Raw genomic sequence first — 13,511 nt, 5'->3', positions numbered from 1 at the left:
GACACCAGCAGCGTTCCAGTCGCGCAGGCGGCGCCAGCAAGTCATGCCGCTGCCGTACCCAAGGGATTGGGGAAGGTCTTCCCACGGAATGCCTGTTTGCAACACAAACAGGATGCCGTTGAGGGCGGCTTCATCGCTGACTGCGAGCTTGCGCGCACCGCCTTTGGAGGAAGGTACGAAGGCTGGGATGAGAGGTTGTAGCTGTCGCCACAGTTCTTTGCTTACGGGTCGTCGTGCCATGAGGGCAGCGAGCATAACGCTCTGCGGGGGGCTTCTGACCAAGTGGTGTTAGCCGCTCTCAATGCGCACTTGGGTCATAGGGGTGGGTTGGGGTGTTTGCTTCATAGTTCCTCGGTTGCTTCACACCGCATCGGTGTAACTCAAATATGCCACGTAGTATGAGACATTACAACATGTTTGATGCAATCTGTAGGCGCGAACATGGTCCTGTACACTCTGTGGTCCATAGTTGCGATCAGAGGTATGTATGACGGAAGACAAGCGCAAGACCGCAGGGGGCAAGCTCTCTCGGTCGGAGGTGGTGACCGTGCGCTTCGATCCGAAGCTTCGGTATCTGGCTGAGCTCGGTGCACGGAAGCACCGCCGAACTCTCTCCAGCTACATCGAATGGGCGGTGGAGCAGAGCCTTAAGGAAGTTATGCTTTTCGATGGCGACCAGTACAACGGAGACGGCAGGCTAAGCATTGCTGACGAAGCCCCCGCACTTTGGGATTCCGATGACGCGGAGCGCTTCATCCGGTTGGCCACCAACTATCCAGAGCTTCTGACTCATGAGGAGCAGGAGCGTTGGAAGCTGCTGTCGGATAGCAATTTATTGGGACCCGCGAAGGGCGGTCGGTTGCCCAGCGGGCAGATTTACTGGGATCGCGCAGTCTTGGAAGACGTGGTTTTTCCGATGGTCAGGCGGTATTGGAATGGCCTCGTAGCGGCGCATCAAGGTGATGCAGCCGCACAACGGAAATGGGTCGACGAGACGCTGGCGGCTGTTCAATCGGGAAAGGTCTACCCACGCTACAAAGCGGCGCCTCCCGTCCGTTCGGGTTTCGATGAATTGGATGACAAGATTCCCTTCTAGGTAGAACCTTTTACGATTATCTGATGGCGGAGTGATTGTGAATACAGCTGACCGTTTGAAGTCTTTGGTTGAATATTTTGGTGGAGCGAAATCTTCTCATCCCATTTGGCAAGTTTGGCAAGAGTACTTGTCCGTTAGTCCTGCACAAGGACACGACGAGGCCATAGCCGCATGTGCAATCGTTTTGCAAGAGATTCGGTCCTTGGAGGCGGCGCTTAAAAGAATGGGAGTTGGCGAGGTCGCATATCGCAGCACTTTCGAAACCTTGAGAAGCTGTTGGTCACCTACTCAGCTTTCTGCTAATTGGTCCAATTTCAAGGATTCGGTAAATAGAGTCGGAGTTGTTTCAGTACTTGCCTGGGCTTCTTGGGCAATTAGAGACAAGAGTGAAAATGCTGTCTCTGATGAGATCTTGCAATCGCTGACGGAAAAAATGGCTGCTCAAGAGGTTCTGCTTGAGACAGTTGACATGCCGCCTGCAATTTTTGAGATGCTGCATCGACACATTGATGAGCTGAGACGCGCAATAAAATTTTATAAGGTCACTGGTATTCAACCGGTTGTTGACATAGTGCATCGTCAATTGGGTGAGGTGACTACCGCGCCGGAGGATGTTGTTGACGAATTAATTAATAGCTCGCCTGAAGCGAAAAATGCTTTCTCTAAAGGTATTGATATAATCGTGACTGCAGGTAAGGTAGCAGACAGTGGTCTTAAGGTGGCAAAATTTGCGACAGAGATAAAGAGAATTTCACAATCTTTATGGGATGCTGGTAAAGGATTAATTGAGTATTTCCCAAGAGATATTTCATAGAAGGCTCGCGATGAGGGTGAAGGTTCTGGTTCACGATTGAACTTCGCAGCCCGCACCAGCGGGCTTTTCTTCGCCCACGTGTACCCCCTACAGGGTTCGCCTGCCTCGATCTCTATGACGAGACTGGGGCATGGCATTCGAATTCGACCCCACAACCGCAAAGCCTCAGGGATCTGGCGCCCTGGACTTCGACCCTGGCTCGGCCACGCCCTACAAGCCCAAGTCCCGCAACCCCCTGGCCGTCCTGAACGACACGGCCATTGAGGCGGCGAATGCTGCGGCGGGCGGTGTCTCTGCTGCGGCCAACTTCGTGAAGCCCGGCAACGATGTCTCTGGCTGGATCGACAAGAACATCATCCAGGCCGGCGAAGCTGCGCAGAGCGATGTGGTCAAGGCGTCCAAGCAGCAGTTCCGCAAGGAGGTGCAGGACGCTGATGGTGTTGGCGGTGAGCTGGCAGCCGTGGGCAAGTACGTGGCGCAGAACCCGCTACTGGCTGCGGCTCAGGCTGCGGGCTCGTTCGCTGGGCCGGGCCTGGCGGTGAAGGGTGCTGGGCTGGCGGCGCGTGCTGGAGGCCTGGCTGGCAAGGCTGTGGAGACGGCGGGCCGCGCGGGCGGCGTAGCTGCTGGTGCTGCGCTGGCTGGGGGTGATGCTGCTGGCACGGCCTACGACCTGGCGAAGCAGGGCGGGGCCACCGAGGACCAGGCGGTTTCTGCTGCGCGCGGGGCCAGTGTGCTGCCCGCCGTGGTCGGTGGTGCTGGCGGTGCCTTCGGTGCTGAGCGCCTGCTGGCTGGCGGCAAGGGCTTTGCTGGTGGTGCTGCTGCGCGTGCCGTGAAGACCGGGGCCAGCGAGGCGGCGCAGGAAGCAGTCGAGGAGGGCGTCACCCAGTACGAGGGCCAGCGGGCGGCCATGCCGTTCGACCCGAGCATCGATCCCTCGAAGGGTGTGGCGGCTGCGGCCGGCATGGGCGCGTCCCTGGGCGGCGTCACGGGTGCCGGCACGTCGCTGCTGACGGGCGGGCATACGCGCGGCCTGCAGCCGCAGCAGGGTGAGCAGCAGGCCCCCGCCGAGGAAGCCGCCACGCAGGCGCCGCTGCTGCTGGGCAACCAGACGCCCGAGCGCCTGATCTCCTTCCCTGATGGCAGCGTCGGCCGCGTGGGCGAGGTGGAAAGCTACCTGGCCAACTTGCCCGAGGACCAGCGGGAGGATGCCCGGGCCAAGATCATGGGCCAGTCCATCCGCGAGGTGAACGACCCGGCCGCGCAGCAGGCCCGCCGCTGGTGGGAGAACTACGGCGACGGCGCGCCCCAGGCGCCAGGCCCCGACTACCTCGCCGAAGTCCAAGCCGCCGTGCGCAGCGGCACGCAGTTCTCCACCCAGCAGACGGTGGACACGGTGCGTGACGCCATGGAGGACGCCTGGCTGGCCCAGAACGTGGGTGCTGATCCTGCGGGTGCGCCAGCCCCTGGTGCCGGCCTGCAGGCTGCAGACGCCATGGCCGCGCAGCTGCAGGGCCAGTTCCAGCAGGCCAGCGAGGATGCCGGTATCGCGGCTGTGGACGCCCGCGTGCGCACCGGCCGCATCTTGTCCGGGCTGCAAAACCTGCTGGACGGCGGGGCCGAGAACAGTGCCCAGGTGCTGGCCGGCCTGAACGAGCGCCTGGCCCGGATCAACGAGCAGCCGCTGGACACCGCCGAGACGCAGCGCGTGCGCCGGATGGTGGACGCCTACATGGGATTCCGGGGCGTGGGTGAGCCTGCGCCGCTGCCGGCCGACCGCGCGCCAGCCGTGGACCCCTTCGCAGACAACGCCGCCATGGAGGCGTTGATCCCCCAGCGCCCGCTGCAGCGCCCCTCCGAGCGCATGGGCATCAACCCGGCAGACGGCCCGCTGTCGCGCGGCGCTGCCATGGCGGTGGATGCCGGCTTCGACGCCACCCAGCAGGCCGCGCTGCAGGCCCAGGAGATCGCAAATGCCCAAGGTGCCCAGGCACGAGCTGCCGCCGTGGCCGCCCCAGCAGCCATTCCCTCGACCGGACCCGGCGCCCTGGAAGCCGCTGGGCCTGGCCCCCTGACCCAAACCACAGGAGCCACCTTTGCCCCGCAAGCCGATCAAGCCCAGCAAGCTGGCGCGCAACCTCCGCAAGCAACTGGAGCGCCAGGCGCGCCGGCTGCTGGTGCTGCTGCAGCGCAGGAAGGGCTGACCAATGCCAGCACCACGACTTTCAACGATGGCGCGCAAGGCGGCCCGGCGCCGGGCGCGCAAGGACAAGCGCAGGCAGCAGCAGCCCGCCCGGCCAACTGGCGATCCAGCGCGCTTCCTGCCGGCCGCGTGGCCCGGAGTCTGGGAATAGATCCCAAGGGCAAGAGGCTGGCGCAGATCCTGGCTGAGGTGGATGCAGCTGATGCTGCGCGCGCTGGCCAGCAGCAGGCCGCTGGAGTCTTGAACGAAGAATCCCCCGCAGCTCAATGGGTGGACGCATCTGCCCGGGCCGCTGGCCCTGACCTGACTTCCATCCGCTCTGCGGGGGATGCCGCCAGTGTAGAGCAGGCGGCCGCCGCGCAGTTCAGCCGCAGCATGCCCGAGGAACTGGCCCGGACGCTCCGCCGCCTGCGCCCGCCGCCGGCTGCCGCCACGAATTCCTCTGTGCGCCAGGCCGTGAACCAACTGGTGGGCGGTATGGGTGTGCTGCCCAACAGTCTGGGCCGCATCGTGGTCACGACCTCCGATGACATCCGCGCCAACTGGGAGCCGCTGATCGGCCCGGTGGCCATGGGAGCCGAGGGCGGCGGCAAGGCCCAGGGCTTCTACGACCCCAACACCAAGACCGTGTTCGTCATCTCTGACCACATCGTGGCCGGCGACGAGCTGGGCGTGGTGGCGCACGAGCTGATGCACAAGCACGGGCCTGCGGTGCTGGGTGAGGAGGGCTGGAACCAGCTGCATGGTGCCATCGGCGGCTGGGCCAGTGCGCCCGAGGGCAGTCTGGAGCGGACGGTATACAACGAAGCAGCCGCCCGCGTGCGTGATTCCCAGCCGGCTACAGGCGACACGCAGGCCTACTCATCGCAGGAACTGTTCCCCTACGCCGTGCAGGTCGCCCTGGAGATGGGGGTGCGCCCGAGCCCCCTGGCCAAGCCCGGCACCGTGGCGCGCTGGCTGGACCAGGTCCGCAAGGCTCTGCGTCAAGTGTGGGTCAAGATCGCCGGCAGCCGCGCCGACTTCAACAGCCAGGACCTGGTGAACCTGGCGTTCGGAATCGCGCAGCGGGAGAACCCAGCGCTGGCTGGCGAACTGGATGGGGCCATTGCACCTGCCACGAACCGAGACAGTGCCCGCGTCGCACCGTCGGAAATCCAAAGTGATGAACGAGGTGCTGGCGTCGTTGCCACGGATGAGCAGCGGGCGCGCATTCTTCAGGGTGAGCCGATTCTGATCCTCACTGGTGAGGAAGCTCCTCAAACTGGCATGCTGGCGGTACGCCACTGGGCGACGCAGCTTTTCCGGGAGCAGGGCGGCAAGGCTGTGAACCCCGAGATCGGCGAGGTGACGCTGGATGGCCGCTCGGTGCGCGATTCCATGGCGCATGGAAAGCCCAACCCGTTCAAATACACGGCGTTCGCTGCAGTGAAGGACGTGCTGGAGAAGGGCGCTGTCGTGCTGTCCACCCAGCACGGCCGCGATGGCCAGAGCTTCTACGTCAGCGCACCAGTGCGCATCAAGGGTGTGGACGATGTGGTCACCGTGCTGGTGCGCCGTGATCCGAATGACCAGCGCATGTACCTGCACAGCGTGGCCACAAAAGAAAATCTCCTGAATCGTCGAGTTTCCGGGACTGACACCGCGGGCGGTGTGGAGCGATCCGGCTCATCCAATTCAGGAGACGGTTCGATGGTAGCGCAGCAGCAGCCTGCCGGCAAGTTGTCATCCGAGGCGGTAGCCAATGAAATCAACAGGTTGCTGAAAAAACCGCTGCAGTTCAGCCGGGCCGCGCCGGCCGCACCCACGGCCAGCGACTACACCGCCGAGCAGGCCCGTGCAGCAGAGCATGCCTTCGGCGTTCAGGTGAAGCAGACCTGGGCCGAGCGTGCGCAGGCCATGCGCCAGAACTTCGGCACGCGGCTGCGCCAGGGCCTGGTCGACCAGTTCGCCCCATCAAGGAGATCAGCGAGAAGGCCTACATCCTGGCGCGCCTTTCCAAGGGCAGCGAAGGTGCGGTGGAGGCGGCGCTGCTCTACGGCAAGCCCTACCTGCGAGACGGCGTGGCCGACGTGGACATCAAGGACGGCGGCTTCGCCAAGGTGCTGGCCAGCCTCAAGGGAGAGCACGACCGCTTCTTCCAGTGGGTGGCCGCCCAGCGTGCCCAGCGACTGAAGGCCGAGGGCAAGGAGAACCTGCTGACCGACCGCGACATCACCGCGCTGCGCTCGCTGGATGCCGGCCGCATGGCCGACGGCACGGCCCGCATGCCGCTGTACACCGCCGCGCTGCGGGAGCTCAACGCCTTCAACGAGGCCAGCCTGAAGGTGGCGCGGGACTCGGGCCTGATCGACCAGGCTGCCTACGACCTGATGAAGGACCAGCCCTATGTGCCGTTCTACCGCCTCATGGAAGAGGACGGCGGCATGCGCGGCCCGCGCTTCAGCTCCGGGCTGGTGAACCAGCAGGCCTGGAAGAAGCTCAAGGGCGGGACACAGCAGCTCAACGCCGACCTGCTGCAGAACACGCTCATGAACTGGAGCCAACTGTATGCTGCCGCCGCGCGCAACCGGGCTTCCCTGGAGACCATGGACGCGGCCGAGAAGTTGGGCGCTGCCGAGCGCGTGCCGGCGGACACCAAGGGGTCGGTGAAGGTCATGCGCAACGGCGTGGCTGAGCACTGGGCCATCGAGGATCCGCTGCTGGTCGATGCCATCTCGGCGATGAGCTACACGCCCGGCGGCATCGTCAAGGCCATGGCGCCGTTCAAGCGCCTGGTGACCTTCGGTGTGACGGTGAACCCCACCTTCAAGATTCGCAACCTGATCCGCGACAGCCTCTCGGCCATCGCCCAGAGCGACCTGAGCTACAACCCGCTTGAGAATGTCGCCAAGGGCTGGAAGGCCACGGACAAGAACAGCCAGACCTACGCCTCCATGCTGGCCAGCGGCGGCATCATCAAGTTCGGCACCCAGGAGAACACCAACCAGCTGCGCGGGAAGATCGAGCGCCTGGGCGGCACGATGCTGGACAAGCAGGGCTTCGACAAGCTCAAGGACCAGATGCGCTCCCTGTGGGAGGTGTACGAGGAATTCGGCGACCGCACCGAGAACGTGAACCGCACGGCGCTGTACGAGCGCCTGCGCGCCAAGGGCCTGAGCCACGCCGAGGCCAGCTTCCAGGCCCGTGACCTGATGGACTTCAGCATGTCCGGCAAATGGGAGACGGTGCGTTTCCTGGCCCAGACCGTGCCCTTCCTGAACGCGCGCCTGCAGGGCCTGTACAAGTTGGGCCGCGCCGCCGGCGAGGACCCGCGCCGCTTCGCCGCCATGGCCGGCGCGGTGTCCATGGCCAGCCTGGGCCTGCTGGCCGCCTACGCCGATGACGACGACTGGAAGAAGCGCGAGGACTTCGACCGCGACAACTTCTGGTGGTTCAAGATCGGCGACAAGGCCTTCCGCATTCCGAAGCCCTTCGAGGTGGGCGCCATCGGCACGGTGGCCGAGCGCACGGCCGAGCTGATGATGAGCGAGGAGATGACGGGCAAGCGCTTCGGCCAGCGCATCAGCGACATGGTGTTCAACACCTTCGCCATGGACCCCACGCCCCAGGCCATCAAGCCCTTCCTGGACGTCTACGCCAACAAGGACAGCTTCAGCGGCCGGGCCATCGAGGGCATGGCCGACGAGCGCCTGCGCCCGCAGGACCGCTACAACGAGCGCACCTCGGAGGTGGCGCGCCTGCTTGGTTCCTGGGGTCTGCCGGACCCGGTGCGCCTGGCCAAGGGCGAGTACTCGGGCCTGAGCCCGAAACAGGTGGACTTCCTGCTGCGCGGGTACTTCGGCTGGCTGGCCACGGTGAGCACCACGGCCACGGACACCATTGCACGCCCGATGCTGGACCGGGGCGAGCGGCCATCCATGCGCCTGCGCGATACCTTCCTGGCCGGCAACTTCATCGAGGAACTGCCCACGGGCTCCAGCCGTTACGTCACCACCATGTACGAGCAGGCCAAGGGCGTGGAGCAGGCCTGGGCCAGCCACCAAGCCGCCATCAAGTCGGGCGACATCGAGCTGGCGCGCAGCATTCAGGAGGAGGAGGGACCGAAGCTGCGCAACCGCCTGGCCATCAATGCCGCCAAGCAGCAGATGGCAGAGCTGGGCCAACGCGCCAAGAAGATCGAGGGGGACCGCCTCATGACCGGCGAGATCAAGCGCGAGCGCCTCACGCAGATCGAGCAGCAGCGCAACGCCATCGCGCAGCGCGTGGCCAAGCTCACAGACTGATGGCGCCGCGCCGGATGAACTGCCAGATGAAGCCCACGGCGCCGAGCCCGATGATGATCAGCCAGTAGGTCTCGATCATCGAGCGGCGCTCGTCGGGCGTGGTCAGCTTGAGCGGATAGTCACATTATGCGACTTTACTGCTGCTCGTAGTAATAGTAGCCATCTTGTAGGAACCCATCGCATTTTCCTATATTCTGGCGAAATTCTTTCTTGATTAGGCCTGGTACACCGTCGATTGTGACGCAGGATTGGACTCCAGCCCCGCTTGGCAAATTTCGTACATCACGGTAGAAATATCTGTAGTTCCCTATGCCGCAGCCACCATACAGGGATGTACTAATTAAGGCCCAGCCATTACGATTCACATTGAAGTCGCATGTCGATTCAAGGGTGCCTCCATCAAATATTTGCAGCTCTCTCCAGGCGACCCATGAAGGAGACCTCGTTGTTTCCACCGTTAGATACCTGACGGTCGTTTCCAGGTTGTTGTAAAGATCAATCCACTGATTGTCTTGTGTAATGGTGCGTTCTAAGGCGAGCAACCGATACTTGCTTCCATCTGATCTGTATGCCCAAACTATATGAGAGACGCCGGCCGATGCAGGACTCTGTGCAGGCAGCAACCTCATTTTTGAGATCATGCGCTCCGATCCAAGATCAATGTTAATCCATTGGCTTGGCAAGCCGCCTGAATTCCAAATAGTGTTGGGGTTCCCATCTGCTGCAAAGCCCATGTCAGCCACATTGCCAGATGCGTTGGTGATGGTGATGGGTAGGAGAACGCCCCCACTCTGTGCTGATGCACCACCTGAAGAAATTGTGCAGGCTGCACCAATTATTGATGCCGCCATTTTTAATGATTTCATTTGCAACTACTCCTCAATTGTGTGAAACCATGCATGCTAATAGAGTTTCGCCCGAGAATTTTAAGAATTGAGCTATTGCAAGTTGGAATGTGTGATGATTTTTTCGTTGTTGAGCAAACTATTGCTTTGCTAACTATTAGGTGAATGGCAATGTAATTAATCGCACACTTCTGCGGAGCATGTGCCCCGGCTAGGGTTCGACGCATTCAGAGCCGCTCGGCAAAGTCGTGGCATGCCAGCAATCCGCTCCTTCCGAGGCTTGAACAACGTCACCGACCCGCTGCGGCTCGGCCTGTCGTGGTTCACCCGCGCCGACAACGTCGATGTGACGGAATCGGGCGGGGTGAAGCGGCGTGCCGGATATGCGTTGGCCCAGGCTGGCGCACCGACTGGCATCTACGCCACCAAGGATGAGACCCGCCTTTATGTGATCGACGGCGGCGAGCTGAGGCAGGTGCTGGATGACATGACGGTGCGCCCCCTGGCGCAGGGCCTGGGCCGCGATGCGTACTGGGCCGAGATCAACGACCAGGTGCTGTACGTGGCCGGCGACGCGGCCGGGATCATCACTGCCGGGGGCGAGGTGCTGCCCTGGCGCCTGCCCGTGCCGGCCGAGCCGCGCGTGGTGGTGGGCGAGGGCGGCCAGCTGCCGGCGGGCCAGTACCGGGTCTGCACCACCTTCGTCATGCCCGACGGCCGGGAGACGCCGGCCAGCACGGCGGCCGAGGTTGTGGTAGAGCAGGGCGCTGCGCTGCAGATCAGCGGCATTGAGCAGCAGCCCGGCTGCGTAACGCGGGTGTATGTGGCGCCGGCCGACAGCACGGTGTTCCAACTGGCGTTCGGTGCTGCTGGCCCTGCTGCAGTCTGGGCGCAGCCACCCGAGGCCCTGGGCCAGGAGCTGCTGACCGATGGCCTGGACCCGCTGCCGGTTGGCGTGGACGTGATTGGCGAATGGCGCGGCCGCATCTTCGCCGCCCAGTACCTGCCCGAGGACGACAAGACGGTCGTGTGGCGCAGCGAGCCGCTGGCGCCGCACCTGTGGAATCTTTCCGAAGGCTTCTTCATGGTGCCGGGCAAGGTTTTGACCCTGGCGCCGAACGACGCCGGCCTGGTGGTGGCCACCGACCGCGCCATGCATGCCTACACGCCCGAGGGCCTGGCTCTGCTGGCCAGCTACGGCACGGTGCCGGGCCTGCCCTGGGCGCTGGACGGCAAGCGGACGCTGATCTGGTCGCAGCGTGGCCTGTGCCAGTTCCCCGAATTCACCAACCTGACCGCCTCGCGCGTGAGCGTGGCGCCCGGCCTGCAGGCTGGCGCGGCCGTGCTCGAGGTCGACGGCCAGACCCGTTTCCTTGCCTGCCTGCACGCGGGCGGCACTCCCTTCAATTCCAACCGACGCGAGGTATCTCCATGACCGTCAAACTCTCTACCGGCCTGCGCAACGCTATGGCCGGCCTGGTCGGCTTTGCCGGCGCAATCAATGGCGGCGTGATCGAGGTCTATACCGGCCCCCAGCCGCCGACCGCAGACGCTGCGCCCACGGGCACGCTGCTGGGCCGCGCCACGCTCAACGGTGCGGCCTGGAATGCTGGCGATCCCACGAATGGCCTGGTGCTGGATGCGGCCACGGGCGGCGGTGTGGCCAAGCCTTCAGGGGCGACCTGGAAGCTTGTGGGCCTGGCCCCGGGCAATGCGGGCTGGTTCCGCTTCCGCGCCAATGCCGTTGATGACGGCTCGGTCTCCACCACGCTGGTGCGCATCGATGGCGCCATTGCGGTGGGCGGCGGCGACGCGAAGTTCTCGACGGTGGCCATCACGGTGGGGCAGCCGGTGACCATCGACGTCTTCTCGTTCTCGATCCCCGCCCAGTAAGGCCTGCGCCATGGGAGCCGAGCACCTGCTGCTGGACAGCGCCGAAGCCGGGCAGGCCTTGCCCTTCGCGCGCGGCCGCGTTGTCGCACTGCGCGCGGCCGGCTTCCAGTATGTGACTCAGCGCTACGAGCTGCTGGGCCTTCAGGTGCGCGTGACGCTGCAGGGTGAGGATGCCTACATCGAGATCCGCGGCGGCCGCTGGGACTATCTGGTCTGGCCGACCAGCCTGGAGCACCCCAAGGGCGTGATCCTCAAGGAGGGCAAGGCCGTGGAGCCGCTCGCCGCGCTGACGCTCACCGGATCGGACAAGGGCCTGCGCCGCAAGGAGAACGTGGATTTGGTGGCCGGGCCGCACGACTGGATCAGCGCCGACCACAAGACGGTCCTCACCTATGACCACGGCCACGGCTTCCGTTATGCGCTGCAGGGTGCTTATGAAGCGCCGCAGCCAAAGGCGGAGATCTGCCGCGCCGGTGCCCGCATCCGCGTGGCGCATGGTGTGCGCGGTTGCGCCTTGTTCAAGGGCGAGCGCCCTGGCGGCGGCGCCGTGGAGCAACTGGTCTATGCCGCCTACGACTTCCACCCGGATGATGCCGGCGACACGGTGGTGGTGTTGTACCGCGTGGATCCAAGGGACAAGGATGACGCGGGCGTGGCCGCAGGGGCGGAGTTCGCCCGGTGGCAGGCGCCCGCCGACCTGGTGCTGGCCCAGCCGGTGTTTTTCGATGGCACGGGCCAGCGCTGCGTGGCCGTGCTGGAGACCGTGACGACCAGCGGCAGCCCGCCGGATGAGGTGGTGAACTTCGGCGCGCCCCGGTACACGCTGCGCGGCACGCTGACCATGGACAACAGCGGCCAGTTGCAGGCTCAGTTCGACCTGCAGCCGCTGGCCACCACGCCCAGCGAAGACGTGAAGACCGTGAATGAGCAGCGGCACAACCCTGCCGATGCCTTCTTCACCTGGGGCAGCCTGGCCAATGACTTCTACGACTACACCGACCAGTGGCCGAATCCCGACACGCGCGTAACCCACATGCGCAGCAGCTCGTCCGGCTATTCGCGGACGACCACGACGCAGCGTACTGCGCGACTGGTGGGGTTGGACATGGCGCCAGACGGTACTGAACTGCTGATTGAGCGGATCACCGACAGCTACGCCCAGACCTATCGGGAGGAAACCGAAGCGCTCGGGCACGACGACACCATGCTGTTCAACACGGACCCGGAAGACCGGTCTGTGGTGCTGTATTCGGGCAGCTCCTTCTACACGAACGTCCGGCGCGACGGCGGTGTGTCCAAGGTCACGCAGCGGTTCTTGGTCAATGGCGCGCTGCTGCATGCGCTGGAGGCCATGGAGGAGTCCAGCGATTTGACGGAGACCCGCAGCTGGACGCTGGAATACGGGCTCACAGAGCATCCGCCGAGCCCGCCGCCCGCCACCCTGGTCACCACCAGTTCAGCGTCTACGGCACGGCGCACGTTCAGCCTGCGCGACATCGATGCTCGGTGGCAGGCCTTGGCCGCCGTGGTCGGCGTGCACCCGCAACCTTTCGACGGCGCGCTGCGCGACTACACCGTGTCCCTGCACGGCCAGGCCCAGGGCCAGCAGTTCGACCGGGTGATTTTTGATGGCCAGGTCCATGACGCGCCGCCGGGCGCCACGCTGGACCGCATGCGCTACCGCTGTATCGCGTCTCGGCGCCCTGATGAGTTCGTGATCTGCCTGTCGCCAGAGCAGGGGCCCCATCAGGAGCCGGCCGACACCGAGTTTTTTGACCACCTGGCCCAAACCGGCGCGCCCGACCGCACACCGCTGCTGGTGATGCGCCGCAAGGGCAAGACCATCGCCCCCGGGCCCGACAAGTTTTCCATCGGCGAGGAGCCCGGCTTCCGCCTCGATCCCGTTCATCTCCTCTGAAAGGACCTTCCCATGACATACCGAGTTTCAACGGGCCTGCGCAACTACCTGCTGGCGACGGGCTCCATGCGCCAGGCGCTGCAAAACGGCAAGATCATGCTCTACACCGGCCCTGAGCCCGCGAGTGCTGATGACGCTGCCACGGGCACGCTGCTGTGCACCATCGACAAGGATGGAGCAGGCGCAGGATTCACCCTCGACACCACCGCCGTGGGCGGTGTGATCGCCAAGGTGCCGGCCGATGTGCTGCGCGGCACGGTGGTGGCCAGCGGCACACCGGGCTACTACCGCCATGTCGGCTCCGGCGACACTGGAGCGGCTTCTACTACCGAGCCGCGCGTGCAGGGCCGCATCGCCCAGTCGGGCGCCGAGGGGAATATCACGAACCTGCCCCTGGTGTCGGGCTCGACCCAGGATGCGGACGAGTACAGCATCGCGCTGCCCACTTTCTGAGGCAGGCAG

10 protein-coding genes are annotated in these 13,511 nt (G+C 64.3%); 8 read left to right on the top strand and 2 right to left on the bottom strand.

Features of this window, described 5'->3' with window-relative positions; translation table 11 throughout:
* Window positions 1–240: transposase (locus HFGMBDPB_RS26510; RefSeq protein WP_212646605.1), on the bottom strand; the 240-nt coding region annotated here is incomplete at its 3' end.
* A gap of 247 nt (window positions 241–487) precedes the next feature.
* Between HFGMBDPB_RS26510 and HFGMBDPB_RS26505 the strand changes: the two genes are divergently transcribed.
* The 4 genes from HFGMBDPB_RS26505 to HFGMBDPB_RS29985 all read left to right on the top strand — a co-directional run bounded on the left by HFGMBDPB_RS26505 (window position 488) and on the right by HFGMBDPB_RS29985 (window position 8,393).
* Window positions 488–1,096, top strand: a complete 609-nt coding sequence (locus HFGMBDPB_RS26505) for a hypothetical protein (RefSeq protein WP_212646602.1) — start codon at window positions 488–490, stop codon at window positions 1,094–1,096.
* Window positions 1,097–1,133: 37 nt separating this feature from the next.
* The gene (locus tag HFGMBDPB_RS26500; RefSeq protein ID WP_212646601.1) at window positions 1,134–1,910 is read left to right on the top strand and encodes a hypothetical protein; all 777 of its coding nucleotides are present in this window, start codon (window positions 1,134–1,136) and stop codon (window positions 1,908–1,910) included.
* 130 nt (window positions 1,911–2,040) lie between these two features.
* On the top strand, window positions 2,041–6,282 hold the full coding sequence (locus HFGMBDPB_RS26495; protein WP_249343717.1) for an LPD3 domain-containing protein: 4,242 nt from the start codon (window positions 2,041–2,043) through the stop codon (window positions 6,280–6,282).
* A 71-nt stretch (window positions 6,283–6,353) separates the two neighbouring features.
* The gene (locus tag HFGMBDPB_RS29985) at window positions 6,354–8,393 is read left to right on the top strand and encodes an LPD38 domain-containing protein (protein WP_349305395.1); all 2,040 of its coding nucleotides are present in this window, start codon (window positions 6,354–6,356) and stop codon (window positions 8,391–8,393) included.
* A 134-nt stretch (window positions 8,394–8,527) separates the two neighbouring features.
* Here the strand turns inward: HFGMBDPB_RS29985 and HFGMBDPB_RS26485 are convergent, their stop codons facing one another.
* Entirely contained in the window at window positions 8,528–9,259 is a 732-nt protein-coding gene (locus HFGMBDPB_RS26485; protein ID WP_212646600.1) for a discoidin domain-containing protein, read from the bottom strand.
* Window positions 9,260–9,491: 232 nt separating this feature from the next.
* On the opposite strand from HFGMBDPB_RS26485, the gene HFGMBDPB_RS26480 reads away from it, so the two are divergent.
* The 4 genes from HFGMBDPB_RS26480 to HFGMBDPB_RS26465 are packed head-to-tail and all read left to right on the top strand — an operon-like array spanning window position 9,492 to window position 13,502.
* The gene (locus tag HFGMBDPB_RS26480) at window positions 9,492–10,673 is read left to right on the top strand and encodes a hypothetical protein (RefSeq protein ID WP_212646599.1); all 1,182 of its coding nucleotides are present in this window, start codon (window positions 9,492–9,494) and stop codon (window positions 10,671–10,673) included.
* Window positions 10,670–11,131, top strand: coding sequence for a hypothetical protein (locus HFGMBDPB_RS26475; RefSeq protein ID WP_212646598.1), 462 nt, complete (start codon window positions 10,670–10,672; stop codon window positions 11,129–11,131). The genes HFGMBDPB_RS26480 and HFGMBDPB_RS26475 overlap by 4 nt, the downstream gene beginning before the upstream one ends.
* 10 nt (window positions 11,132–11,141) lie before the next feature.
* Window positions 11,142–13,049, top strand: coding sequence for a hypothetical protein (locus tag HFGMBDPB_RS26470; protein ID WP_212646597.1), 1,908 nt, complete (start codon window positions 11,142–11,144; stop codon window positions 13,047–13,049).
* Between the two features lie 12 nt (window positions 13,050–13,061).
* The gene (locus HFGMBDPB_RS26465; RefSeq protein WP_212646596.1) at window positions 13,062–13,502 is read left to right on the top strand and encodes a hypothetical protein; all 441 of its coding nucleotides are present in this window, start codon (window positions 13,062–13,064) and stop codon (window positions 13,500–13,502) included.
* Window positions 13,503–13,511 lie beyond the last annotated feature (9 nt).

This window comes from Delftia sp. PE138 (assembly GCF_018320755.1).
Lineage (GTDB): Bacteria > Pseudomonadota > Gammaproteobacteria > Burkholderiales > Burkholderiaceae_C > Comamonas > Comamonas tsuruhatensis.
This window is presented reverse-complemented; position numbering and strand designations above follow the sequence as displayed.

Bases quoted from the DNA above. Each gene is read 5' to 3' on its own strand.
- HFGMBDPB_RS26465 (WP_212646596.1), top strand. From the start codon at position 13,062: ATGACATACCGAGTTTCAACGGGCCTGCGCAACTACCTGCTGGCGACG.
- HFGMBDPB_RS26480 (WP_212646599.1), top strand. From the start codon at position 9,492: ATGCCAGCAATCCGCTCCTTCCGAGGCTTGAACAACGTCACCGACCCG.
- HFGMBDPB_RS26475 (WP_212646598.1), top strand. From the start codon at position 10,670: ATGACCGTCAAACTCTCTACCGGCCTGCGCAACGCTATGGCCGGCCTG.
- HFGMBDPB_RS26505 (WP_212646602.1), top strand. From the start codon at position 488: ATGACGGAAGACAAGCGCAAGACCGCAGGGGGCAAGCTCTCTCGGTCG.
- HFGMBDPB_RS26495 (WP_249343717.1), top strand. From the start codon at position 2,041: ATGGCATTCGAATTCGACCCCACAACCGCAAAGCCTCAGGGATCTGGC.
- HFGMBDPB_RS26470 (WP_212646597.1), top strand. From the start codon at position 11,142: ATGGGAGCCGAGCACCTGCTGCTGGACAGCGCCGAAGCCGGGCAGGCC.
- HFGMBDPB_RS26485 (WP_212646600.1), bottom strand. From the start codon at position 9,259: ATGAAATCATTAAAAATGGCGGCATCAATAATTGGTGCAGCCTGCACA.
- HFGMBDPB_RS29985 (WP_349305395.1), top strand. From the start codon at position 6,354: ATGGCCGACGGCACGGCCCGCATGCCGCTGTACACCGCCGCGCTGCGG.